We start from the raw sequence: 26170 nt of genomic DNA, 5'->3' as shown, positions 1-26170 counted from the left end.
AAAATGAACCAATTAAAAGGAATTCACCACGTTACAGCAATTACAAGTAGTGCAGAAAAAAACTATGAGTTTTTCACTCACGTTTTAGGAATGCGTTTAGTTAAAAAAACAGTAAACCAAGATGACATTCAAACATATCATTTATTCTTTGCAGATGATAAAGGTAGTGCAGGAACAGATATGACATTCTTTGACTTCCCAGGTATTCCAAAAGGAGTACACGGTACGAATGAAATTTCAAAAACTTCATTCCGCGTGCCAACTGATGCAGCATTAGAATATTGGGTAAAACGTTTTGACCGTCTGGAAGTGGAACATACAGGAATTAAAGAACAATTCGGTAAGAAAACTCTTTCTTTCGTTGATTTTGATGACCAACATTATCAATTAATCTCAGATGAACTTGATAAAGGAATCGAATCAGGTACACCATGGCAAAAAGGTCCAGTTCCATTAGAATATGCAATTACTGGTTTAGGCCCTGTATTTATCCGCATTGCGAACTTTAGTTTCTTCAAAGAAGTGTTAGAAAAAGTTCTATTATTTAAAGAGGTTGCGCAAGAAGGAGAATTCTATTTATTTGAAGTGAACGAAGGCGGAAACGGTGCATCTGTCATTGTAGAACATAATACAGTTCTTCCAGAAGCACGACAAGGTTTTGGTACAGTGCACCATGCTGCATTCCGCGTAGAAGATCGCGCTGTATTAGAAGAATGGATTGAGAGAATCAGTAGCGTAGGGCTTCCTTCATCTGGTTATGTAGACCGTCACTTCTTCGAGTCATTATACGCAAGAGTTGCACCACAAATCTTATTTGAATTTGCAACAGACGGCCCAGGATTTATGGGAGATGAGCCATACGAAACACTTGGCGAAAAATTATCTTTACCTCCATTCCTAGAGCCAAAACGTGAAGAAATCGAAAAATTAGTTCGTCCAATTGATACAGTAAGAAGCACGAAGGAATTTATTAAAGAGTAAAAGTAGAGATGGTAAGTAGGAGAGCAAGTAGTTTTAGCTGATAGCTGGAACTGCTTGCTTTTTTATTTATCCTAGTAAGTTTTCTGACAATTGTTTCTCAAGTTATTAAAAAGGAAAACTTTGGTATAATCAATTAAAATATTAAATCTTCTGATAATTATTTTTCAATGCATAGAAAAGGAGTGGTAATATACAATTTTGATAATTGTATAAAAATCCTAATTTTGTAATTTTGGAGAAAAGGGGATGCGAGTGTATGGGAGCAGATGTAGTAACAAGGGAGCAAATGAAACACTTATTGGATGATTGGTATCATTCAATGTTAAAACAAGATGTGGTTAAAGCAAAAGCACTAAATGAAGAAATAGAGTCCAAGATTATTTATATTAAAGAAGATCAGTATGCAGCATTTTATCAAGCATTATTAAAATTCCGTTATCATGTGCTAATTGATAGTTTGAGTATTACAAGGAATAGTTTTGATGAAATTGATGCTCTTATAATTCCTAATGACGCACTTTTAACACATTATTATCACCTCTTCAAAGGCATTCATGCAATGTATATATCAAATTACATTGAGTCACAAAATCACTTTGAAGAGGCTGGGAAATTACTGAAACATATAACATCTTCGTTGGAACATGCTGAATTTAATTATAGATTTGCATATATGTCTTATCAAACATATAAACCATTGATGGCAATTGATCAAATACGTTTAGCAAAAGATGAATATGAAAAACATCCTGGATATGAAGTTTGTATTGCTTTATGTGAGAATATTTTTGCAATGGCTTGTATTGACTTACGACAATTTGAGCAAGCCGAAGAAAGTTTTACAAAATCATTGGATGTGTTTCAACAAGTAGGTATTGAACGATTTACATTGATGGTTCGTAATAATTTAGGTTTGATGTATGCCAATCAAAACTTATCAAAACTTGCAATTCGTCACTTATCAGAAGTTACAAGAAAATCTCCAAATCATTTCAGAGCACTATATTTGGAAGCGGATGAATATCTAAAATTAAATGAATATAGTAGAGCTGAACCGCTGATAGAGAAAGGAATATATCTTTGTAATCAGTTGGAAAATCAAGAATATCAATATCGTTTTACGATTTTAAAAGAAATGATTACAAGTACTGAAGAGCTAGAAAAATCTGTTTTAGCAGGAATTGTGTACTTTGAAAAAGAAGAATTATTTGATTGTATTGAAGAATATACAGATCGTTTGGCAGATAGATTTTACAATGAGAACAATCATGAAAAAGCTAGTAAGTATTATCACATGAGTAAAGAGGCTAGACATAAACAAATGAGTAAAGGAGCGTTAAAATAATGAGAAAAATTGTATTTGCAGTGGCAGGGTTTGTTTTTACGTTATCGGTCTTGAGCTCAAATCTATTTAGTAACAATGCACTAAATAAAGGTGACGGAGGAGCACCAGCAAGACCAGACTACGTTAACATTGGCGACACAGGAGGAGCACCAGCAGATAATAAAGGCGACGGCGGCGGAGTAAGCCAACTATAATAACAAAGAAAGGGACTTCAACATGAAGTCCCTTTTTCTATTTTTAGACCATGTAGAGAAAAGAATTGACTTACTTTAAATATGTAACTATAATAGTTACAAAATAACCATTACTAATAGCAAGTAAGTAATATTTTTTTAGTATTATTGTAACTGTAGTAGTTACAATTGAAATTAATCATAAAACAACCAAAAAATGTAAAAACTTTAAATAGCAACAAGAGAAAGGAGACGGGAATGTTGAAACGGTTTAAGTTTTATATGATTAGCGGTATTGTGCTCGTTTTGCTTATCGTATGTAACTTCGTTGATAAGCCAATTGCGAAGGTTGGAGAAGTGAAAGATACTGTTATGATGAAGCTGCATACGAAAGAGAGTATGGCGCAAATTGACGGGCAGACGATTTATTTTAAGAAAATTGGTGAGGGGAAACCTCCTTTACTTATGCTGCACGGGTTTGGTGGTTCTTCAGATGGATTTAGTGATATTTATCCGGAACTAGCGCGGGACCACACGATTATTGCAGTGGATATTTTAGGGTTTGGACGTTCTTCTAAGCCAATTGATTTTGAGTATTCGTTTCCTGCACAAGTGAATTTATATTATAAGTTAATGAAGAAGCTCGGATACGATCAGTTTGCGGTGCTCGGTCATTCGATGGGCGGAGAGATGTCCCTCAATTTAGCGTATTTATATCCGGACGCAGTGACGCATCTCATTTTAGCAGACTCTACAGGAATTGAATCTTTCCAGCAAAAAGAAAGTTATGAAGTGCCGCCGCTATCGACAGACTTACAAACGGTAACTGAGATTACGGATTACAATAAAAGTGAAGTGAAAAATAGTCGTGATGATAAAGGGCATTATGATCAGCTGACGAAAATGAGAGAGCGCCGCATTGCGATGGAAGCCGATAAAATTAAGGTGCCGACTTTAATTATATGGGGACGACATGATAAGAGTGTTTCTTGGAAAAATGGTGAACTGTATCATGGGCTATTTGCGAATAGCACGTTCCATATTATTGAAAAAGGATACCACGCACCGTTTCGCCAGGAACCAATCGAGTTTATGGAATATGTACAAGCGTTCTTCGCGAAGAATCCACAATGATAAAATTTTAAGCATAAATGTACTTCTTTCCTCATACAGTGAAACTAATAAGGCTTGTCTAAGGAAAGGAATGAAGTAGAGTGGAAACTTTACCATGGTGGGTGTATCTTGTAATCGTTGGGATCGTATTAAGTGGCTACATGGTTTTATATACTTCAAAAAAAGAGCAAGAGATGGATAATGAGTTTATTGAAAAAGAAGGCGAAGTGTACATGAAGCGCTTAGCAGAAGAGCGCGAGAAACGTAATCAGGATAGTGATAAAGATTCTGTATTGCTTTAATAGAAATGTTGAAAGGCTATTATCTAGTAGAAGTTTACATCTAGGTGGTAGCCTTTTTCTTTGTTGGGAAGCATGTATACGAAATTCATTATGAACTTTTATTGAGGGCATTTATATATATGTTTCTTCATAAGAATGGAACTAGCGGGGTATTTTACTGGGGGGGATTAACAATGCATAGGGATGAGACTCCATTACATCCGGATACAGGTGTTACATCTGTAATGTTTGTTGAGCGTTCATTAAATGAAATTCGTTTTTGGTCTAGAATCATGAAGGAGCATTCTCTTTTTCTTCGCTTAGGGTTTAGATGCGAGGATACGCAACTAATTGAAGAGGCGAATCAATTTTATCGATTGTTTGAACATATTGAACAAATAGCGCATTCCTACACAAATGAAACAGATCCTGAGCAAATCAAAAGATTTAATGCAGAAGTACAACAAGCCGCAACTAATATTTGGGGATTTAAACGAAAGATTTTAGGGTTGATTCTCACATGTAAATTGCCGGGACAAAATAACTTTCCACTGTTAGTTGACCATACGAGTAGGGAAGCTGATTATTTTAGAAAACGTTTAATGGAATTAAATGAAGGAAAATTAGATGCTCTTCCTGATGCTATTATTAAAGAAAATGTTTTCTTTTTGAGGATTATGGCAGACCATGCTAAATTTATTGGCCATCTTCTTGATCCATCGGAAAGAAAGCTTGTAGATACAGCGCGAAATTTTAGCAATGATTTTGATGCATTAATGTATCAAGCAATTGACTTAGAATCAATGAAACCACAATCCCAAACTGTCCCTCTTCTAGATCAATTTTTAGATCAAAATCGTGTGTCGGTTGCATCTCTTCGGGACTTTAAGAAAACAGCACGTGATTTAATTGAGCAATGTAAAATAAAGAGTATCATCCACCCATTATTGGCAGACCATGTCTTCCGTGAAGCTGATAGATTTCTTGAAATCATTGATATGTATGATGTTCATCTTACAAATATTCAATCACAACCTAGATATTAGAAGGTAAGGAAAGATACTATTTTGCTTTCAGTTGAGAAGTTAACACTGAATTGTTAGCTTCTTTTTTTGAAGAAAAGGTTTGAAAATGAAACTTTACGTTATTCTTTCTGGAGACTGATAAGAAAGGATAGCGTATTTTTTATGCCCCATTTAGTCTTTATTCGTATTAATTCTTTGTATTATTGTTCGGGAAATTATTATAGAAGAAAAATATCTGAAACCTACATTGTATAGCACATGAAATAGCACCATTACAACCTGTAACGCACAAGTTGCACAGCCAACGCAACGACAACTTGCTTTACTCATCATCATGTATTTGCTCTTACTAGACGTAGATAGGTGAGAAACATCGTATGATTTTTAGTGAACGTTTAAAAGAAGAACGAGAAAAATGAAAGAAATCCCCTACACCAGCTGTTCTTTTCACTTAAATTGTGTACTATAAAGGATAGGACGACATAAAGAAGGGGACATATAGAATGGAATTTCATGAACAAAAGATTTTGCCGGCAGTGAGGCAAATTAAAGATTTGGAAAAGCTATTACATAGTTCGTATGAGTATATCGTTATTTTAGATATTCATGTCGGTCAATTGAAGAGTGTTATATCACTTGCGAAGCAATATTGTAAAAAGGTGTTTTTACATGTGGATTTAATTCATGGCTTGCAGAGTGATGGGCATGCGACGGAGTATTTATGTCAGGAGTTTAGACCGTACGGGTTACTTTCAACGAAGGCGAGCGTCATTATGAAGGCGAAGCAAAAAGGTGTTGTGGCAATTCAGCGTATTTTTTTAATCGATTCGAGTGCAATGGAGAAGAGTTGCAATCTTTTAGAAAAGACGAAGCCGGATTATATAGAGGTGCTCCCAGGAGCGTTAACGGATGTGATCGCTGAAGTGAAAGAGCGTACTGGTGTACCAATTTTAGCGGGTGGTTTTATTCGTACTGTTGATGATGTAGAGAGAGCTTTAAATGCTGGTGCGACAGCAATTACGACATCAAAACGCGAACTATGGAAACATTACCAAAAAAAGTGACGAAAATGTGAAATAATTCTGTTGACACCGCTTTCATTAACGGTTAACATTATAGACAAGTTAATAAACGTGACGGAGAAAAGTAGAGATCCACATTTCATTGTTTCTATATAAATTTATATAGAAGCGTGCAAAGCTGTGGGTCTTTTTCTTTTGACAAAAACGAATGGCCATTCATTTTACCTCTATCACATTTGAAAGCGTTTAAATTGATTGTGGAGGGATACTATGTCAGCATTTTTAGGAGAGTTAATAGGGACTGCGTTGTTAATCGTACTTGGTGGCGGCGTTTGTGCTGGTGTAAGTTTAAAGAAGTCGTTTGCGAAAGATTCTGGTTGGATTGTTATTACAATGGGCTGGGGCTTAGCGGTAGCGGTTGCAGCGTACGCGGTTGGATCAATTAGTGGGGCACATTTGAATCCAGCTTTGACGATAGGATTAGCATTTAAGGGAGCGTTCCCATGGAGTGACGTACCTGGTTATATCGCAGCACAAATGATTGGGGCAATTATCGGGGCAGTTATCGTATATTTACATTACTTACCACACTGGAAAGAAACAGAAGATCCAGGAACAAAGTTAGGTGTATTTGCAACAGGTCCAGCAATTCCGAACACATTTGCAAACCTTTTAAGTGAAATGATTGGGACATTCGTTTTAGTATTTGGTATATTAGCAATTGGTGCAAATAAATTTGCAGATGGATTAAATCCATTTATCGTAGGTTTCTTAATTGTAAGTATTGGTTTATCATTAGGTGGAACGACAGGATACGCAATCAACCCAGCACGTGATTTAGGTCCGCGTATCGCGCACTTCTTCCTTCCGATTGCAGGAAAAGGCGGTTCAAACTGGAAGTATGCATGGATTCCAGTAGTAGGTCCGATTTTAGGTGGATCACTTGCAGGATTATTCCATCAAGTTGTATTTGAAGGAAAACAAAATGCAGCACTTATTTATGTGATTATTGCAACTGTGATTGTACTAGCAATCTCTTATATGACAAGCAAAAAAAGTGGAAGCAATACAAATAGTAGAAAAGTAGCATAAGGGGGAAACCATTATGAAAAAATATATTCTTTCATTAGACCAAGGAACAACTAGCTCACGCGCAATTCTTTTCAATAAAAAAGGTGAAATTGTTCATTCAGCTCAAAAAGAATTTACACAACATTTTCCAAAGCCAGGCTGGGTAGAGCATAACGCGCAAGAAATTTGGGGATCTATTTTAGCGGTTATCGCAACTTGCTTAAGCGAAGCTGATGTAAAGCCAGAACAAATCGCTGGTATCGGTATTACGAACCAACGTGAAACAGCGGTTGTATGGGATAAAACAACTGGTAAACCAATTTATAACGCAATTGTATGGCAATCTCGCCAAACAGCTGAAATTTGTGATGAGTTAAAAGAAAAAGGTTATAGCGAAATGGTTCGCGAAAAAACAGGTCTTTTAATTGACGCATACTTCTCTGGTACGAAAGTAAAATGGATTTTAGATAACGTTGAAGGTGCAAGAGAGAAAGCAGAAAACGGCGATCTATTATTCGGAACAATTGATACGTGGCTTGTATGGAAACTATCTGGTGGTAAAGCGCACGTAACGGATTACTCAAATGCATCACGTACATTAATGTTTAACATTCACGACTTACAGTGGGATGATGAACTTCTAGACATGTTAACAGTACCGAAGAGCATGCTTCCAGAAGTACGTCCATCATCTGAAGTGTATGGAGAAACAATTGACTATCACTTCTTCGGTCAAAATGTACCGATTGCCGGTGTAGCTGGTGATCAACAAGCGGCATTATTTGGACAAGCTTGTTTCGGTGAAGGTATGGCGAAAAATACTTACGGAACTGGTTGCTTCATGCTAATGAACACTGGTGAAAAAGCGGTAGCTTCTGAGCATGGCCTATTAACAACAATTGCATGGGGAATAGATGGTAAAGTAAACTATGCATTAGAAGGAAGTATTTTCGTAGCAGGTTCTGCAATTCAGTGGTTACGTGACGGAATGCGCATGTTTAAAGATGCAAGTGAGAGTGAAGTGTATGCGAATCGCGTTGAATCAACTGACGGTGTATACGTTGTACCAGCATTCGTAGGATTAGGTACACCTTACTGGGATAGTGAAGTACGCGGCGCTATGTTTGGTGTAACACGCGGTACGACGAAAGAGCATTTCATTCGTGCAACACTAGAATCTTTAGCTTACCAAACGAAAGACGTATTATGCGCAATGGAAGCAGATTCAGGTATTGAACTGAAAACATTACGCGTTGATGGCGGAGCAGTTAAAAATAACTTCTTAATGAAGTTCCAAAGTGATATTTTAGATGTTCCTGTAGAGCGTCCAGTGATCAATGAAACAACAGCTTTAGGTGCAGCGTACTTAGCTGGTCTTGCGGTTGGATATTGGAAAAACCAAGATGAAATTAAAGAACAGTGGCATATGGACAAACGCTTTGAACCAACAATGGAAGCGGAAACAAGCGAAGAGCTATATGCTGGATGGAAAAAAGCAATTGAAGCAACAAAAGCTTTCAAATAATCATAAACAGTGTTATAATGGTGACAAGTTAATAATTCGGTAGGAGATTTGGAGAGACCACAACACGCTATAGAGGCGAAATCTATAGCGGAGTTTGTGGTCTCTTTTTTCGTTATCAAAGGGAGGAATTACCATGAAATTTTCAAGTAAACAACGTAAAGACGTATTAAACGGAGTAAATAAACAAGAATTAGATGTGATCGTAATTGGTGGAGGTATTACTGGTTCTGGTATTGCATTAGATGGAGCAACACGCGGATTATCAACAATTGTGTTTGAAATGCAGGACTTTGCAGCAGGTACATCAAGTCGTTCAACGAAGCTTGTACACGGTGGTCTACGTTATTTAAAACAACTTGAAGTGAAAATGGTAGCAGAGGTGGGGAAAGAGCGTGCGATCGTATATGAGAACGGTCCCCATGTAACAACACCAGAGTGGATGTTACTTCCGTTCCATACAGGCGGTACGTTCGGATCATTCAGTACATCAATTGGTCTTCGTGTATACGACTTCTTAGCAGGTGTGAAACGAAGCGAGCGCAGAAAAATGTTTAACCGTGAAGAAACGCTGAAGAAAGAGCCTCTTGTAAAACAAGAAGGATTAAAAGGCGGCGGTTACTACGTAGAATATCGCACTGATGATGCGCGTCTTACAATTGAAGTAATGAAAGAAGCAATTGAGCACGGCGCAAAAGCTGTTAACTACGCAAAAGTAGATAGTTTCTTATATAAAGATGGAAAAGTATGTGGTGTACGTGTAATCGATTTACTAGATGGTGAAGTATACGAAGTTTACGGTAAGAAAATTGTAAACGCAGCTGGTCCTTGGGTAGATACACTTCGTGAAAAAGATAACTCGAAAAAAGGAAAAGTACTTCAGTTATCAAAAGGTGTTCACTTAGTAATTGATCAAAAACGTTTCCCATTAGGGCAAGCAATTTACTTCGATACACCAGATAAACGTATGGTATTCGCGATTCCGCGCGGAGGAAAAACATATGTAGGTACAACAGATACGTTCTATGATAAAGACGCAGCTGTACCACAAATGACAACAGAAGATCGCACGTACATCATTAATGCGATTAACTACATGTTCCCAAGCGTAAAAATTACGGAAAAAGACATCGAGTCAAGCTGGGCTGGCGTACGTCCGTTAATTTACGAAGAAGGTAAGAGTGCATCTGAAATTTCTCGTAAAGACGAAATTTGGACTTCTGAATCTGGTTTAATTACAATCGCAGGTGGTAAATTAACAGGATACCGCAAAATGGCTGAAATGGTAGTAGACTACGTAACGAACTTACTACAAAAAGAAGGGCATAGTGCATATCCGAAGAGCACAACGAAACATATGCCAATCTCTGGTGGACATGTAGATGGCTCTAAAGGATTACCAGCATTTATCGCGAAAAAAGCAGGCGAAGGTACGAAATACGGTTTAACAACAGCACAAGCAGAAGAATTCGCGAAATTCTACGGCTCTAACGTTGACGTACTATTTGACCTAGCGAAAAAACATAAAGATGAAGCGAAAGAATACAACATGCCGCTAGACGTTCTAATCCCACTTGTATACGCAATGGATTACGAAATGACAGCAAAACCAGTCGACTTCTTCGTACGCCGCAGAGGCGCTGTATTCTTCAACATCCACTGGGTATACGAGTGGAAAGAAGCAGTAATCAACTACATGGCTGCAAAACTAGGCTGGAGCAAAGAAGAACAAATGAAATACACAGCAGAACTAGAAAAAGCATTAAGAGACGCTGTCATTCCTGTAGATCAACAAGAGCATGCAGCTGCATTAGCGTAAAATAGAGAAACACCTGAAGAGAAACTCTTTAGGTGTTTTTTATCTTGACTAAAAATAAATAAAATGTGTTACAATGATGTTAGAGTATATAGTATGAATTTTGCATAAAATAAAGAAGACAGAAGCCTGAGAAACTTCTGCCTTTGTAACCTAACTTGCTATTGTGGTGGTAGTAGGTGCGGTTATAAGACAATTACATTAACGTTTTAGCCGAGAACCGCCCTTACCTTTTCCACGAAGCAGGGTGGTTCTCGCTTTTTTGTATACAGAAATTAGCCACGGACCGACGTATCTTCTACCGATGACAACGCCAGCTCCGGTTAGGATACCATACACTAATTTAATGACAAACATCGCGATCATATTATCACCTCCCCCTTTTTTCAAAATGGAAGAGATGATTACCACACCTACTAGTTATAGCTTATTAAGTTACAGTTTAATTGTATTATGTTTTAAAATAGGGAACAAGACATATAGATAAAAAGCCCTAGCGTTCAAACTCAACCCCCCACTGAAAGGCTTTATCTCAGTGGGGGTAGTTGACTCCTTGTTAAATAAACATAACTAAAAAAATAAAGATACTGATAACAATATCCAAATGAAATACACGGCAGAACTAGAAAAAGCAATAAATCAACAAGAACAAACAGTTGCGTTATGTATAGAATTTCAAATACTACACTTGTATGGAGAGTGTACTGGTTTTGATAGTATCGATCCATCTTTGTATGGCCATGAAATATTAGATTCTTTAAGTGAGCGTTAGAAAGAAGGAGGACTCGATTAAATCGGTTCTCTTTTTCATTTAGCGATAGGAAACGAAGACGCCCCTCTTATTGCAAACTTAAAGAGCGCCGTGGGAGAAAGACGCTCTTTAGGTGAATGTATTGTAACGACTATTCGGTTTATTATATGTAAGTTGCTGAGGAAGTGTTTTATAAAAAACGTTATTACCCTCTGTATTTTTTTATAAATTTATAAAACTTTTCCATACAGTGCGTCGTCTAATATATGGGAAGGAGGGAAGGCTGTGGATGAATTAATGATAGAAGCGTTTGAAATAGAAGATAAGGAGGACCTTATCGACGAAATAATGAACAAGTATGGGCAAGAAGTCTTACAGCTTGTGTATTCATATGTGAATAATAAAGAGGTTGCGGAGGATTTAACGCAAGATATATTTGTGAAATGTTATAAATCTCTTCATACATATAAAGGGAATTCGAACTTAAAAACATGGCTATGGAGAATTGCAATTAATCATTGTAAGGATTATTTAAAAAGTTGGTATAACAAAAAAGTTATTGTTACAGAAGATGATTTTACGTATATGGAGAGTCAAAAAGAAAGTGTGGAACAAACTGTCATTCAAAATGCGGAGGATCGTGAACTGGCTTCTGCAGTAATGAATTTACCGATCAAATATCGAGAAGTCATTTATCTATTTTATTATGAAGAATTATCAATTAAAGAGATTGCGATTGTAATAGATGTGAAGGAAAACACGATAAAAACGAGGATGAAAAAAGCGAAGGAGCTTTTGAAGAAAGGATTGGAGGAATAGTCAAATGGAAGATCGATTAAAAGGTTTGCGAAAATCAATGGAGAACACAACTTTTAAACATTTGAGTTTTTCTGATCAGCACCAGAAGCGGGTGCGTGAAAAAATCAATCAATCGTCCGAAAAAGAAGAAGATATCCTTTTAGCAGTGTTGCAACTTCTTATGAATGAAAAAACAGGTTATGAATTGATGCAGTTACTGCGCGGGAGAGGGATTCAAACATTTGAAGGTAATGAAGGGTCTCTATACACTTTGTTACATCGTCTAGAGCAGAATCGCTTTATCCAATCTAGCTGGGACCACGAAGGAGCTAAATATTATCAATTAAATGATAAAGGAAACAAGATGCTGCGAAAGGCAGAGAAGAATGCTACGAAGGCACGATTTATATTAAAAGGATTCGTACAGGAGTGAGAAAAATTGAACAAAAAAGGGGAGCGTTTTTTAACAGAAGTTACGAACCATATTAAATCAAAAGAAGCGAAGGACTTAGTAGCAACTGAACTGAATTTTCACTTGAAACAGGCAAAGAATATGTGGATGGATAAAGGGTTAAGTGAGGAAGTTGCTGAAGATAAGGCTGTTGAACAAATGGGGAGTCCGAGTAAACTAGGGCGGGAACTTAACAAACTGCATAAGCCAAAGGTTGATTGGTTTTTAATTGGTTTATTAGTGGCTGCGATGGGGTTAGGGTTTTTGCCGGTTATAGCTTTTGGATATATGAATGATTTACTAATGGATAAGGTGATATTTGTTGTTCTTGGTATTGCAACAGCGTTAGGGATGATGCTGATTAATTATCGGAAGTTAGAGAGATTAGGATGGTTGTTTTATACAATTGGTGTACTTATCTTGTTAATGCTATACTGCTTTCCGAATGCTGGGATGCTTGGAGAACCGATAATAAAAGTTGGTCCTATTGCAATTGACCGTTTAATGGCAGTGCCGTTCTTTTTTCTAGCTTGGGCTTCTTTTTTCAATAATAGTAGGATAAAAGTAATGCATCTTGTGGCTCTTTATTTATTTTCTTTGTATTTATTTTTAATTGGCGCAGCTTTTTCAGTGATTTTTATTTATATCACGATGGTATTCGTTATGCTTTGGTGGAGTAAGTTAGGGAAGAAAAAGGCATTAATTATTACAATTGTACCAATCTGTTTATTGATTATAGGGGCCTATTTTTCCTGGCACACAGTAAAAGGAGTTTATTTGGATAGATTTTTAGGGTATTTGAATCCAGAGCGTGATGCACAGGGCGCAGGATTTATGTATATACGTTTAAAGGAGGTAATGTCGTCAGCAGGTTGGTTTGGTACATATGGAGATATGAAATTCATCCCTGCTCCGGATACTGATTTTGTATTTGCAAGTTTGACTTACTATTATGGGTATTGGCTTGCGTTAATTCTTGTCTTCGTTCTTTCTCTTTTTGTAGCAAGATTAATAGTCATCTCTTATAAAATAAATGATCGGTACGGTAAATTGCTGCTCGTTGGTGGATTGACTCTTTTCGTAGTACAATTCCTTTATAACGTCGGTATGATTTTAGGTTTATTACCGATTACTGCTATATCACTACCTTTTATTAGTTATGGATTAACACCAACTGTATTTCATGCGCTTATAATGGGAATCGTACTAAGTGTATATCGACGTAAAGACATTCCAGCGAGAAAATCAGCTTAAAAAACAAACCACCTAGTCCCTATATTTTTTAGGGTGTAGGTGGTTTTATTTACACACTTAACAAGTTTTTCCGTTCTCAACTTCTCCGCATGAATCTGGAATTTGCTTATCTTTTATTAATAGTAATAGAAGTTCAAAAAACTGTTCGCGTTGTTCTAATGTGAGGTTTTGTAAAATATCGTTTGCGACCTTGTCTTGGAACGCGAGCGCCTGCTCCATATTGGAATGCGCGCGTTCAGTAAGTTGAATTAATGTAGCTCGGCGATCAGTTGGATCTGGTATACGAACTAGGAGCTTGTCTTGTTCGAGTGCATCGACAAAATCGGTAACTGTACGTGCTTTGACGCCTAATTTAGCAGCTAATTCATTCATTCGAATGGGACCATTTTCAGAAACGGTGGATAGAACGCGTAACCTAGGACCTGTTAGATGATAAGGTGTGTCAAGGGCTGACAATTGAGATTGAAATTCTCTTTGAACATAGTTGGACGATTGCATTAAAATATGGATGATATCTATTGCAGCTGGATTATTTGATTTCATGAATGGGATGACCTCCTCATTATTTTGTAGTTCATTTTTGCACGTTTCATAAATATATTGTATATTATTAGTGAGTATCCTCTCTATATTATAAACAATTAGTGAGTAACCTCATTATATCGCGTACTCATAATGTGTAATAGCGGGATAATTACTATTATAACTGATGCGGGGATCTATAGAAAACGATAATAGAGAGAGGTGGATTTATGTAAGGAATTTCAAATCGTTTCAGCATTTAATAGCAATACCCTTAAAAAATATATAATGGAGGATTGTACATGACTATTGTAGCATTAGTACTTCAATGTTTATTAATTTTTGCATTTTTCTTTTCGAGTGTGAGTAAAATTGCGGGAGCAAAAATGCAAGTAGAGGCTTTCGCTCATTTAGGTTTACCTCAATGGTTTAGAATTGCGACAGGTTGGATCGCTTTAGCAGGCGTGGTTGGACTAATTTTTGGTTTCTGGAATGAGATCGTATTAGTTTTAGCAGCATTATGGATTGCTTGTATTATGTTAGGAGCTGTATTGTCACATATGCGTGTTAAAGATCCAATTGGAAAAATCATGCCAGCAGCCGTGCTTATGATTTTAGCACTAGTTCTTGCGGTCGTTCATTTTTCAGCAGTAACAGAACTTCTGTAAAGCGAATTGTAGATTTGATTGAATAGAGGTAGAAACTGAGCACGTACGATAAAAATGATATCCTCATTATAATAAAATAGTGAGGATATTCATTATGTTGATACTCATTTAAATCTATGTAGATTATGGGAAAGAGGAAGGGAGGTCTACAAGATGGTAGATCATTCATCACAAAATGCGGATAAATTACTAGCAGTTTTAGTAGTTACGCTAATATTTTCGGTTATGAACGGTACGATGTTTAATGTAGCTCTTCCTGAAATCGGTAAAGAATTCAACCTTGTTCCTTCAGAGGTTAGCTGGATTATGACGAGTTATATGGTCATTTATGCTGTTGGTTCCATCGTAATGGGAAAACTGGCGGATAAATATCGGTTAAAGGATTTGTTAACGTATGGACTACTTATTTTCGCTCTAGGTTCCTTGCTTGGTCTACTTGCTACTGAGTATTGGGTTATCATTTTAGGCCGTGTCATTCAGGCAGCGGGAGCTTCTGTTCTTCCTGCGACAGCAATGATTATTCCGGTTAGATACTTTGCGCCAGAGAAAAGGGGGCGTGCGCTTGGAACTTCAGCAGTTGGTTTAGCGCTTGGGAATGCTTTAGGGCCCGTTGCCGCTGGATTAATTACGAGTTTTGGAAGCTGGAGACTCATGTTTGTTCTTTCATTACTACCGCTTCTAACGCTACCTTTCTTTAGAAAGTATTTAGACAATGCAAAAGGAAAGGCGGGTAGTATTGATATTCTTGGCGGAGGGTTATTAGCTATATCAGTCGCGTTCTTCTTGCTTGCCATTACGCAGATGCAAGTGCTGTTATTCCTTGGAGGATTTGTTATGTTAGCTTTCTTTATTTTGCGAATTAGAAAAGCTACAGAGCCTTTTATTAAACCGACTCTGTTTAAAAATAAGAATTTTTCGATTGGGTTACTCCTTGCCTTTATGACGACAGCGATGAGCTTTAGCATGACATTCATGACGCCGCAATTTCTATCGGCAGTAAATGGATTGACTCCTTCGAATATTGGTTTTGTTTTAGTTCCAGCTGCAATTGCCTCGGCAATTATGGGAAGAAAGGGAGGAAGGGTAGCTGATACTCGGGGCAATTTTGTACTCGTTTTTATTGCCTCAGTATTCATATTCCTTGCTTTCTCATTATTATCTACTTTCATTGGGGTCTCGGCTTTTGTCATAGCATTGATTTTAATTTTCGGAAATGTAGGACAGACCTTTATGCAGATTTCAATGTCTAATACGATTTCACAAACACTGTCAAAGGAAGAGACAGGTGTGGGAATGGGATTACTGTCGATGATTAATTTCATATCTGGCGCGATGGCTATGAGTGTAGTAGGGAAATTGCTTGATAAAGGATCGACTTCACTAAAGCTAAATCCTTTTGTTGCAAATGAAGCTGCAAATATGTATAGTAATATCTTCGGCGTGATGTCATTGTTGATCTTACTTGTAGTTGTGCTCTACCGTTTTCAATTTGGTATGGGCGTTTCTACGTTAAATATGACTAGCAAAGGTAGTAAAAACTTATAAAAGAAAATACAAGGAGGGTTTATGTATGAATGCTCAAACTGCATCTGTTTCTTCGCAGTCAAAGGAGTTTGACAATGTGAAAAGACTCCCAATTTTAATATCAATGATCATTGGAGCGTTTTTCACCATTTTGAATGAAACATTATTGAACGTTGCTTTTCCGCAATTGATGATTGAGTTGAATGTAACAGCGTCGACTCTTCAATGGCTTTCAACAGGGTACATGCTTGTAGTTGCTGTACTCATTCCAGCTTCTGCTTTATTAGTACAATGGTTTACAACAAGACAAGTATTCATAGGTGCTATGGTAATCTTTACTTTCGGTACACTTGTAAGTGCGATTGCGCCTGGATTTTCTATACTATTAATGGGTCGCTTGTTACAAGCAGCAGGTACGGGATTAATAATGCCCGTATTAATGAATACGATTCTCCTTCTATATCCTCCTGAAAAGAGAGGAGCGGCAATGGGGAGTATTGGGCTTGTAATCATGTTTGCCCCTGCCATTGGGCCGACACTTTCAGGGCTCATTTTGGAAACATTGAATTGGAGATGGCTATTTTATTTCGTTCTTCCATTCGCGATTTTTTCTATCGTTTTTGCATTTATTTATTTGAAGAATGTCTCTGAGCCTACTAAACCAAAGGTAGATGTATTATCTATTCTTTTATCTACAATTGGATTTGGCGGAATTGTTTATGGATTTAGTAGCTCAGGTGAAGGTTGGGGTAGTTTCCAAGTATATGGCATAATCCTAATTGGTCTTGTAGCAATTCTATTCTTCGTATTGCGTCAATTGAAATTGAAAGAGCCATTACTAGACCTTAGTGCATTTAAGTATCCGATGTTTACGCTCACGACAATTTTATTGACGATCATGATGATGACGATGTTCTCGACAATGACGTTACTACCATTTCTATTCCAAGGTGCTTTAGGCTTAACTGTCTATGCAACCGGTCTTATCATGCTTCCAGGTAGCCTGTTGAATGGTCTGCTTTCTCCAGTTTCAGGGAAGCTTTTTGATAAATTTGGTCCAAGAGCGCTTATTATTCCTGGTACGATATTATTAGCAGGTGTGATGTGGTTCTTTACACAAGTAACGGCAGATACGTCTAAAATAACTTTCATCCTATTACATGTCACTATGATGGTATCCATTTCAATGATTATGATGCCGGCGCAAACGAACGGTTTGAACCAACTTCCGAAGCGATTTTATCCTCACGGAACAGCTATTTTGAATACTCTATCACAAGTAGCGGGTGCGGTAGGAGTTGCGTTCTTTATTAGCGTTATGACTTCCGGACAGAAGAAATATTTGGATGCATCTTCAAATCCGACTGACCCAGCTCAATTGACAGAAGCAATGGTTTCAGGCGTGCATAACGCATTTACAATTGGCTTTGGTTTGGCACTACTTGCAGTTGTTGTAGCTTTGTTTATAAAACGTTCGCAGACTTCAGAAAGTTAAGGGGCGAAGTAAAGAGGGTATGCCGAGGGCTACCCTCTTTATTATTTTGTTCCTACATAGTAATTTGATTTGGGTTCCTTCTTATTAAAATAGTATTTTTCGGATAGCACACCTGTTTAAATTTATAATAGAACAACTCTAACTTAGCGATAAAGTTTCATTTTATGTTTAAATAAGTGAACTCGCTTTAATAGAAGTACACAATTCAGAACGAGAAATGGATTCAGCTAATTGTTGTAAATAGGCGTATTCTGCTGAGTCTTTTTCAGAAGTGTTAGGATCCAATAAAGGTGAAGAAAGAAGTATATCAATCGTAAGTATGTCTGCATCATGAGAAATGATGTTATAACCTGCAAATACAGGTCGTTTTAAGTCTTTTACTTTTTGAATCATCTGATGGAATTTCGTAACACTTATATTGATTTGTGCGAATGGAAAGCATTTTTGGGTAGGATTCTCGATGGTCTTTCTAATTTTATAATCGTATACAAAGTAGTACTTTTCTTGCTGCTCAAGTGTTTGCAACTCTTTCGTTAATAAGTGGTATTTGTCTGTAAGTTCAATTGTAAGTGCATCGTGTTCTTCGGCAACTAATAATGTGAAAGGTCTTGGTGATGAGATTGAAAGGGTGCGGACGTTTAGATCAGTAAAAGTGGGATTAGATTGTAAAATGGTATGTAATTTCTCGGTAGGAAACTCACCGTCATAAATAGCAATAAAATAATGGTTCATCTTTTCGCTCCTTAACTTTTTTCTAAACTGATATATTCTACTTTAAAGTTGTAAATCCTGCACAAAAAAGAAACACCTTGATTGTTATCAAGGTGTAATAAGTTCAAAACTCTCCGAATCAGCCTCAACAATAAACGGACTAACCTCGCCAACGCTATAAAGTTGCAATTCGTGCATCGCGCGCGTACAAGCAGTGTAGAATAGTCTACGAACGCTCTCATCGCTGTATACATCTTTAGAAGCATTGTAAATAATAACGGCATCAAATTCGATACCTTTCGCTAAGTAAGCTGGGATCACGACGATGCCTTGCTCATACTCGGCTGAGTTACTCTTCACGAGTTTAATATTCTCGATATGATTAAGCGCTTCGTAAGCAGCTACACTTTCGGCTGCAGATTTACATATAATTGCGATCGTATTGTGCTGCTCTTTTTGCAGTTCAGCAACTTTAACAGTAATATGTTCGTGCAGTTCGCTGTCATTTGATACTTTCGTCACTGTAGGTTTCTCGCCGTCACGTTCAAAGGCGTGAATGTTCTTTCCTTCTGGTACGAGAGCACGTGTGAATTCAATAATTGGTTTTGTTGAGCGATAGCTACGAGTTAAGTTAATGCCGTTTGTTTCATCCGGTCCGTATAAGCTAGTGAGCGTATTGAAATTCACTGTTTCACTTGCATGGGCAAATATCGCTTGGTTAAAGTCTCCGAGTACAGTCATTCTTGCAGCAGGGAAGAGACGTTTTAAAAACTCGAACTGAAATGGTGAATAATCTTGCGCTTCGTCTACGAGTACGTGTTTAATTGATCGGTTCGTTTGGAAGCCTTCAATTAACTCTTTCAAAAGTAAAAATGGAGTTGCATCCTCGTAATATAATTTTCCTTCATCGAGCATGTTCATCGTTAAAGAACAAATGTCATCCCAGTCTTTCGGCTTTTCTCCCGTAACCCATGATGCATCTGTGAATAGCTGTTTATATATGCCTGTGAAATTGATGAAACGCAATGTTTGAACACCTTTGCGAAGTGGTTTCAATTTTTTACGGACAATCATACGTCCAAGTACTTGCGCTTCTTTCTCAAAATCGTTAAAGGAGTTGTCGTCAAACTCACCTTTTTTCTGTAAATATTTATAAGCCTTTTGATATTCATCTTTACTCAGTAGTTCAATTTCTTCTTCTACCCAAGGCTTTTTCAGTTCTGCTTTTTCAAGTGCATCTATTTGCTTATTTAGCCAATCCGTTAACTTTTCAATTCGACTATGGAAGCGGAGGGAGGAGTCGGTATTGTAAAACTGCTCTGTAATTTCTTTCGCAGAAACAATTAGCTTTCCTCTAAATTTCATTCCTCTAAATAGCATGCCTGATGATTCAAGAGATTGTCTGTACGCTCGAATCATCTCGAAAAATTGAGTAGATGCTTTAAAGCGAATGCTCGCATTTCTCGTTTTATAGGTAGGGCTATTTGTTTCAGTTAGCATATATTCTAATTGCTCGTATGGATCTTCTACGTCAAATGACTTACTTAGTCTATGGTTTAAATATTCTTGGAATGTCACTTGCTGCATATTTTCTTCGCCGAGTTCAGGTAGTACGTTAGATACGTAACTGTTGAACATAGAGTTAGGGGAGAAGAGAATAATTTGATCCGCTTTTAGCCATTCGCGATATTTATATAGTAAGTAGGCGATTCGTTGCAGCGCAGCGGACGTTTTACCGCTACCAGCAGCTCCTTGCACGATAAGGAGTCGGCCTTCATCGTGACGAATAATTTCATTTTGCTCGCGCTGAATCGTAGCGACGATACTTTGCATATGTTTGTTCGTACCTTTTCCGAGCGCTTGTTGCAAGATTTCATCGCCAATTGTAAGGCTCGTATCGAACATAGAATCAATCTCGCCATTTTGAATAATGTATTGTAATTTTTTCTCCACGTTACCGTGAATTACGCCACCTGGTGTACTGTATTCAGCCGGTCCTGGTGGATAATCGTAGTAGACACTTGAAATGGGTGCGCGCCAGTCATATATAAGAAAATTTTCTCCGCTTGCATCAGTAAGTGTAGCTACGCCAATATAAATTTGCTCCGCAGCAGATTCTCCTTCTTCTTTAAAATCAATTCGTCCAAAATAAGGTGATTTATGCATGCGTTTTAGTGCGGCAAGCCGATTAAAGGTGTGCTTATGAGTAATTTGTGTGACAGCTAGTGACTGAGCTTGTTGTCTTAAGTTGATAACTGTTTCAAGATAATCATCAAAAGTATCAGTATTCACTTTCACGTCATCCCAGAAATGTTTACGAATATTGATTACTTCTGCCCGGCGTCTACCAGTTTCGTTTTCCAGCTTATCAATTTGTTTCGCAATCGTTTCGATTACGGTATCCAAGCGTTTTTGCTCTAAATCAAGTTTTTTGTTCATACGGTAGCACTCCTTTAAAAGTGAAAAATAGAGGTTGACTGAAGATTTGTTTTGGTGTACAATTAAGATACGGATAAATACGTTCTTTGTATTTCTGAAAACGTGTTTCTGTACTAATTTAACATAGTTTTTTAATTTAATCAATGATTAATGAGACAAGACTCTAATTTCCTGTATAGTTTGAGGAGGTTAGGGTCTTTTTTGTTTTTAGTTGTTGTATTCTGTATTAACTGCACGAACAATCCTGATTGGTGCTACGAATGATGAGGGGGAGAAAGCTCACCTGATTAAAGGGTCACTTTATTGTATGTTCGAGTACTTATTTATATTTTTTTGTAAATAACATTTTATGTTCTTTATATACAGAAAAATAGTTTTATTATTAAAAATATAAAAAATGGCTTATTAAAATTAAATTCCTATTATATACTAAAATATGTATGGAAATGTAATATTTATTTTATACAAGGCTTGCCTTGGGAGGAGAGAGAGAGAAGTGAAAGAATGTCCAATATGTTTAGATGGGGTGGAATATCCTAAAAATGTTGGGGAATGTCCGAAGTGTAAAAACTTTTTAAGGATGAAAACAAAATCAGCGAATACTACGGTAAATGATGATTTTGCGGATGTATTTGATAATACTTTTTATGAAGAAAAGAAGCCCACACCCCCTAATAAAACAACTGACCCATTTGAATCTACATATACGGAGCAGCAAACAAGTGCAGCGAGAGAAACAATAAAAGTAAGCAAGGCTAAAAAGAATGGATCGATAAAAGGGCAGGTAAGTAATTTTCAGGAAGATGTAATACCAGGTAAAACGCTTGGAAGATGGTTTGATGCATGTATAAAAGGAATTCCATTTATGAAGGATGGATATATGAATACATTCCAAGTGTATGATCAAGATGGTGAAGGACATGAAGTAGTTGTATATGGAAAAATTGTAAGAGGGAAAATTGGAGATCATAATTTAGTTCAAGTGTTTGGAAAGCGAGATCGTCATGGGACAGTAGTAGCTAAGCATATTGAAAATTTAAATAGCAACACAACAGTTTCAGTCAATAGTGGTATGTCAGCAAATAGTGTAAGATTTATGACGGCAATTATTATGTTCTTATTATATTTTATTATTAATTTTGTTATTTCTTTTGACTGGATTGGGCTTGTTAATTTAGTTGTATCTGTCATTTTGACTTTCATATCAAATATATTTGTTGCTATATTACCGTTAATCATCGTTCTTTTCGGAATTTGGATAATGATTAAAAAGGTTTTTCGTTAAATAGATTATGAAAATGAGCACTCAAAAGTATGAGTGCTTTTTTATGCAATCTTTAGTTTATTAATGGGGGGATTTCTTTGCGCTTACATAACATAGATACAGTAGAAATAAGAGAAAAAGATCATTTACTGAGAAAGTCTTATTTGGATAAATCGAATTTAAGTCCGGATTTAAATATGGAATCATTGGGACAACTTAGTTTCGTTAAAATAAAAGGTCTTGCAAATTTTTGGGAAGGAAAGGACGAAAAGGAATTTGACTTTGACGCCATTATGAGCGATGTGCTTAGTGGTTTTGCATCTTTACAGTCAACATTTACATTTTTACTGATTGGTAGTCCGAAAGAAATAGGTGTTTATGTTGGAACGGATCAATTCAATCAGTCCATTTTATCTTCTTCATTACACGCTTCATATCCTTATGCCAAATTGCAAGAAGTTGAAATGGATGAGATGTCACAGAAGTTACGTTCCATCGGGAATAACGGAGGAATTATTACAGGTATCCCGACTAATAAAACTTTTGGGGAAAGTAAGAGTCAACAAATTGAACGTTTATGTACCGGGATGTATGGGAGTTCTTGGGCGTATATTGTGGTTGCGAAGTCGATGAGTCCTTTTCAAGTAACGTTAGCGCATGAAAGGGTATTGAATGAAATTGATAACGTAAGTAAGTTTATTAAAGTATCAGAATCAGGTGGAAGTCTAGGTAAGGAATCTTGGGAAGTAACGAACTTAACCATTCAAAAGTACGTGGACAACCTTAATTCATTAGAAGAGAGCATGGATAGTGGAAGAACGATGGGAATGTGGAGAGTTGCTGGATATTATTTGGCGGATCAATTCACAAATGCAACAAAACTACGAAACTTAATTACTTCTGTTTATAATGGTGAACAATCTAAACCGGAGAGAATAAGAACTTTACCTGTAGATAACATTTTATACTATGCATCTAATTTTCAGTTTCCAGCGAATGAATTACCACGCCAGAAGGCAATGAAGCATCCGATAGGAGTATGGGATTTGCATGGTGAAGGGATTACGAAGGAAGTTCATTGTTATAAGTATTTGTATCAAACAATTTTGCCGACCAGAGAGCTTTCAACTTTATGCCAAATCCCGCGGAAAGAAATGCCGGGTTTTTATATTGATCAGTATGTGGAGTTTGATGTTGCGAACCGTCGTTCAATCCATGATGCAAGTAATAATTTTACAGTAGGAAAGATTATTAATGGTAATGAAGAAATAAAGTCGTATGAAAAATTAGAGCCAAGTAATCTCATCTATGATATGGATTTAATGGATTTAAGCCGACATGGTTTAATTGTAGGAATTACTGGTGGAGGTAAGTCCAATACGTCTAAAGGACTACTTCGTAATTTATGGAATAAGCATCGCATTCCTTTTATGGTAATTGAATCAGCTAAACGAGAATATTGGGAAATGTATAATATGGAAGGTTTTGAAGATGTTTTAGTTTTCACCTTGGGAGCGGAGGATGAAAATTCTGTTCCGTATCGAATTAACCCATTTGAAAAAATAGAAGGTGTTCCATTACAGACTCATATTGACTATGTGCTATCAACCTTTAAGGCGAGTTTTGAGCTTTATGCACCAATGCCGCATGTTTTAGAAACTAGCATTTATCAAATATATGAAGATCGAGGTTGGGACATTTTAAGTAATAAAAATAAATACGGTGCAAATGTTTTTCCAACTTTAGATGACTTATATTACAAAGTGGATGTTGTTGTTGATAATTTAGGGTATGATCAACGCTTGAAATCAGATATTACAGCAGCACTGAAGGCAAGGATTCACTCATTACGTGTTGGTGGAAAAGGTGCCATGTTAAATACAGATAAGTCTATTCCAATTGCGGATTTATTGTCCCGACCTGTCATTTTAGAACTAGAAGATATAGGCGACGATGATGTAAAAGCATTTATGATGGGAATTATTTTAGTTCAATTGTATGAATATAGAAGAACGAAGCTTACTAGAAATAAAGGATTTGAACATCTTATTTTAATTGAAGAAGCACATAGATTGTTAGCTAATGTATCAAGTGGTGGGGAAGGGAATGTTCGTGCGAAATCAGTAGAATTTTTCACAAATTTATTAGCCGAAATTCGTAGTTATGGACAAGGTTTTTTAATTGCGGATCAAGTTCCGACGAAACTAGCACCGGATACATTAAAAAATACAAATTTAAAAATTGTACATAGAATAGTTATGCAAGAAGATCGGGAATTAATTGGACAATCTATGAATATGACACAAGAACAAATTGAATATATTAGTTCTTTAAGAAGAGGATTTGCTGCTGTTTATGCAGAAGGAGATATGCGGCCAAAACTTGTACAAATGCCTTATATAAAAGAAGATTTTGATTATCCAAGAAAAACTGTTATTCAAAATGTGAAAGATACAGTGAAAAAAGAATTTCATCACTATGATAGAAAATATGATTTTGGGCCTGCTTGTGCTTTTTGTATGGATAAGTGTAACCGTCGTGAAGAGATGGGGAAAATAAAGGAATTTATTGTGAAGCAAAATTGGTTAAGCGATATGTTAGATGACGCTAAAAATGCAGAATTTAAACCAGATTGGTTTGAGGGCTTGTTTGAAATGTTAGAAAAGAATGGAATGAGCTCACTCCAAAATTATCATACGAGATTATGTAGTTTAAATGTCTTTTTAGGTAACAGAGATTTAGAAGAAAGCTATAAACGAGAAGCGGTTATAAATTATATGAAACATAATCTATTAAAGGATGAATGAATATGAAAGATTTCGATCGAAAAGACCATGTTGATAAAGTAGAGGAAGAAGACAAACTTGAAGAAAAGAAAGAAAAAAGTATAGAGGAAGAAAGCAAGAAGGAGCAGGCTTATAATTTTGATAAATATAATGAACGATTTGAGGGGCGTAAGCAGGAAACGATTGAAGATGAACTTGCTGAAAATAATCGAAATATTAGTTTTGATAAGTATCAAAAGCAATTAAATAAGGACATAACAGAACAACAAAATGAACAAGATGAAATAAATCCTGAAGTAGATTCTCCGGAAGTTATGGAAGCCAAAAAGGTTGAAAAGGAAAATGTTGAGACCGAAAAGCGGCTTGAGAATATGGAAGAAAATGCGGAAGAAATAAAGGAAGCAAAAGAATCTCTAGAAGGAACAAATAGAGGAAAGAATCCAGAGCGATTAGAAGAAACGCCGAAGCAAGAAGAAATAGATGAAGATAAGAAACTTGAACAAGCGGAAGAAGTAGGAGAAAAGAATCCAGAGCGAGTGGAAGAAACGTCGAAGCAAGAAGAAGTAGATGAAGATAAGAAACTTGAACAGACGGAAGAAGCTGGAGGAAAGAATCCAGAGCGAGTGGAAGAAACGCCGAAGCAAGAAGAAACAGATGAGGGCAAGGAACTTGAACAGGCGGAAGAAGTAGGAGAAAAGAACCCAGAGCAAGTAGAAGAAACGCCGGAACAAGAAGGCACAGGTGAAGGCAAGAAACTTGAACAGGCGGAAGAAACTAGAGGGAAAACTCCAGAGCAAGTAGAAGAAACGCCGGAACAAGAAGGCACAGGTGAAGGCAAGGAACTTGAACAGGCGGAAGAAACTAGAGGGAAAACTCCAGAGCAAGTAGAAGAAACGCCGAAGCAAGAAGAAACAGATGAGGGCAAGGAACTTGAACAGGCGGAAGAAGCAGGAGAAAAGAAGCCAGAGCAAATAGAAGAAACGTCGAAACAAGAAGAAACAGGTGAAGGTGAGAAACTTGATCAGCCAGAAGAAGCAGGAGAAAAGCAACCAGAACAAGTAGAAGAAACGCCGAAACAAGAAGAAACAGGTGAAGGCGAGAAACTTGATCAGCTGGAAGAAGCAGGAGAAAAGCAACCAGAACAAGTAGAAGAAACGC

Annotated in this window: 23 protein-coding genes and 1 pseudogene; 20 read left to right on the top strand and 4 right to left on the bottom strand. The window is 36.9% G+C overall.

Features of this window, described 5'->3' with window-relative positions; genetic code table 11:
- The first annotated feature begins 3 nt into the window (after positions 1-3).
- The 10 genes from PDQ40_RS22990 (at position 4) to glpD (ending at position 10352) form a co-directional block, all read left to right on the top strand.
- Complete coding sequence (locus PDQ40_RS22990) at positions 4-981, top strand: ring-cleaving dioxygenase (protein ID WP_001072547.1); 978 nt, start codon at positions 4-6, stop codon at positions 979-981.
- A gap of 256 nt (positions 982-1237) precedes the next feature.
- On the top strand, positions 1238-2326 hold the full coding sequence (locus PDQ40_RS22985) for a response regulator aspartate phosphatase (protein WP_000500572.1): 1089 nt from the start codon (positions 1238-1240) through the stop codon (positions 2324-2326).
- Positions 2326-2520 (top strand): hypothetical protein, encoded by a 195-nt coding sequence (locus PDQ40_RS22980; RefSeq protein WP_078437880.1) that lies wholly within the window; start codon positions 2326-2328, stop codon positions 2518-2520. Before PDQ40_RS22985 ends, PDQ40_RS22980 begins: the two co-directional genes overlap by 1 nt.
- A gap of 237 nt (positions 2521-2757) precedes the next feature.
- Complete coding sequence (locus tag PDQ40_RS22975) at positions 2758-3633, top strand: alpha/beta fold hydrolase (protein ID WP_270691644.1); 876 nt, start codon at positions 2758-2760, stop codon at positions 3631-3633.
- An 80-nt stretch (positions 3634-3713) separates the two neighbouring features.
- Entirely contained in the window at positions 3714-3914 is a 201-nt protein-coding gene (locus tag PDQ40_RS22970) for a sporulation YhaL family protein (RefSeq protein WP_000449227.1), read from the top strand.
- 173 nt (positions 3915-4087) lie between these two features.
- Positions 4088-4939 carry a DUF2935 domain-containing protein gene (locus PDQ40_RS22965; protein ID WP_000554476.1) on the top strand — a complete coding sequence of 284 codons (852 nt, stop codon included), beginning with the start codon at positions 4088-4090 and terminating at the stop codon, positions 4937-4939.
- Between the two features lie 482 nt (positions 4940-5421).
- Positions 5422-5982: a glycerol uptake operon antiterminator GlpP gene (gene glpP / locus PDQ40_RS22960; RefSeq protein WP_000394287.1), complete on the top strand. Its 561-nt coding sequence runs from the start codon at positions 5422-5424 to the stop codon at positions 5980-5982.
- A 228-nt stretch (positions 5983-6210) separates the two neighbouring features.
- The gene (gene glpF, locus PDQ40_RS22955) at positions 6211-7032 is read left to right on the top strand and encodes a glycerol uptake facilitator protein GlpF (protein ID WP_001272193.1); all 822 of its coding nucleotides are present in this window, start codon (positions 6211-6213) and stop codon (positions 7030-7032) included.
- Positions 7033-7045: 13 nt separating this feature from the next.
- Complete coding sequence (gene glpK, locus PDQ40_RS22950; RefSeq protein WP_000759991.1) at positions 7046-8536, top strand: glycerol kinase GlpK; 1491 nt, start codon at positions 7046-7048, stop codon at positions 8534-8536.
- A gap of 133 nt (positions 8537-8669) precedes the next feature.
- On the top strand, positions 8670-10352 hold the full coding sequence (gene glpD / locus PDQ40_RS22945) for an aerobic glycerol-3-phosphate dehydrogenase (protein ID WP_000672812.1): 1683 nt from the start codon (positions 8670-8672) through the stop codon (positions 10350-10352).
- A gap of 198 nt (positions 10353-10550) precedes the next feature.
- Here the strand turns inward: glpD and PDQ40_RS22940 are convergent, their stop codons facing one another.
- Entirely contained in the window at positions 10551-10715 is a 165-nt protein-coding gene (locus tag PDQ40_RS22940) for a hypothetical protein (protein ID WP_000561154.1), read from the bottom strand.
- A gap of 238 nt (positions 10716-10953) precedes the next feature.
- Between PDQ40_RS22940 and PDQ40_RS22935 the strand changes: the two genes are divergently transcribed.
- From PDQ40_RS22935 to PDQ40_RS22920, 4 genes are all read left to right on the top strand, one after another.
- Positions 10954-11121 (top strand): hypothetical protein, encoded by a 168-nt coding sequence (locus tag PDQ40_RS22935; protein WP_171900861.1) that lies wholly within the window; start codon positions 10954-10956, stop codon positions 11119-11121.
- Positions 11122-11385: 264 nt separating this feature from the next.
- The gene (locus PDQ40_RS22930; protein ID WP_000343924.1) at positions 11386-11919 is read left to right on the top strand and encodes a sigma-70 family RNA polymerase sigma factor; all 534 of its coding nucleotides are present in this window, start codon (positions 11386-11388) and stop codon (positions 11917-11919) included.
- A gap of 4 nt (positions 11920-11923) precedes the next feature.
- Positions 11924-12331 carry a PadR family transcriptional regulator gene (locus PDQ40_RS22925; RefSeq protein WP_000390164.1) on the top strand — a complete coding sequence of 136 codons (408 nt, stop codon included), beginning with the start codon at positions 11924-11926 and terminating at the stop codon, positions 12329-12331.
- Positions 12332-12337: 6 nt separating this feature from the next.
- The gene (locus PDQ40_RS22920; RefSeq protein WP_270691643.1) at positions 12338-13603 is read left to right on the top strand and encodes an FtsW/RodA/SpoVE family cell cycle protein; all 1266 of its coding nucleotides are present in this window, start codon (positions 12338-12340) and stop codon (positions 13601-13603) included.
- A 57-nt stretch (positions 13604-13660) separates the two neighbouring features.
- Here PDQ40_RS22920 and PDQ40_RS22915 read toward each other — a convergent pair whose 3' ends face one another.
- Entirely contained in the window at positions 13661-14146 is a 486-nt protein-coding gene (locus tag PDQ40_RS22915) for a MarR family winged helix-turn-helix transcriptional regulator (RefSeq protein WP_000841457.1), read from the bottom strand.
- A gap of 281 nt (positions 14147-14427) precedes the next feature.
- Between PDQ40_RS22915 and PDQ40_RS22910 the strand changes: the two genes are divergently transcribed.
- The 3 genes from PDQ40_RS22910 to PDQ40_RS22900 all read left to right on the top strand — a co-directional run bounded on the left by PDQ40_RS22910 (position 14428) and on the right by PDQ40_RS22900 (position 17812).
- Positions 14428-14793 carry a DoxX family protein gene (locus PDQ40_RS22910; protein WP_000156912.1) on the top strand — a complete coding sequence of 122 codons (366 nt, stop codon included), beginning with the start codon at positions 14428-14430 and terminating at the stop codon, positions 14791-14793.
- A gap of 153 nt (positions 14794-14946) precedes the next feature.
- The gene (locus tag PDQ40_RS22905) at positions 14947-16338 is read left to right on the top strand and encodes an MFS transporter (RefSeq protein WP_048557272.1); all 1392 of its coding nucleotides are present in this window, start codon (positions 14947-14949) and stop codon (positions 16336-16338) included.
- Positions 16339-16363: 25 nt separating this feature from the next.
- A complete protein-coding gene (locus PDQ40_RS22900; RefSeq protein ID WP_061535847.1) occupies positions 16364-17812 on the top strand; it encodes an MDR family MFS transporter in 1449 nt (482 codons plus the stop codon).
- A 168-nt stretch (positions 17813-17980) separates the two neighbouring features.
- Here the strand turns inward: PDQ40_RS22900 and PDQ40_RS22895 are convergent, their stop codons facing one another.
- Both PDQ40_RS22895 and helD read right to left on the bottom strand, forming a co-directional pair.
- On the bottom strand, positions 17981-18544 hold the full coding sequence (locus tag PDQ40_RS22895) for a hypothetical protein (RefSeq protein ID WP_242301029.1): 564 nt from the start codon (positions 18542-18544) through the stop codon (positions 17981-17983).
- An 87-nt stretch (positions 18545-18631) separates the two neighbouring features.
- A complete protein-coding gene (helD, locus tag PDQ40_RS22890) occupies positions 18632-20962 on the bottom strand; it encodes an RNA polymerase recycling motor HelD (protein WP_270691642.1) in 2331 nt (776 codons plus the stop codon).
- Positions 20963-21458: 496 nt separating this feature from the next.
- On the opposite strand from helD, the gene PDQ40_RS22885 reads away from it, so the two are divergent.
- The 3 genes and pseudogenes from PDQ40_RS22885 to PDQ40_RS22875 form a co-directional block, all read left to right on the top strand.
- Positions 21459-22247: a hypothetical protein gene (locus PDQ40_RS22885; RefSeq protein ID WP_000656650.1), complete on the top strand. Its 789-nt coding sequence runs from the start codon at positions 21459-21461 to the stop codon at positions 22245-22247.
- Between the two features lie 77 nt (positions 22248-22324).
- Positions 22325-25033: an ATP-binding protein gene (locus tag PDQ40_RS22880; RefSeq protein ID WP_076856174.1), complete on the top strand. Its 2709-nt coding sequence runs from the start codon at positions 22325-22327 to the stop codon at positions 25031-25033.
- Positions 25034-25035: 2 nt separating this feature from the next.
- Positions 25036-26170 (top strand): annotated as a pseudogene (locus PDQ40_RS22875) (hypothetical protein); the annotation flags it as partial.

This window comes from Bacillus cereus group sp. Bc061, assembly GCF_027715825.1.
Taxonomy (GTDB): Bacteria; Bacillota; Bacilli; order Bacillales; family Bacillaceae_G; genus Bacillus_A; species Bacillus_A paranthracis.
Note: the sequence above shows the minus strand (reverse complement) of the source record. Positions and strands in the feature narration are given on the sequence as shown.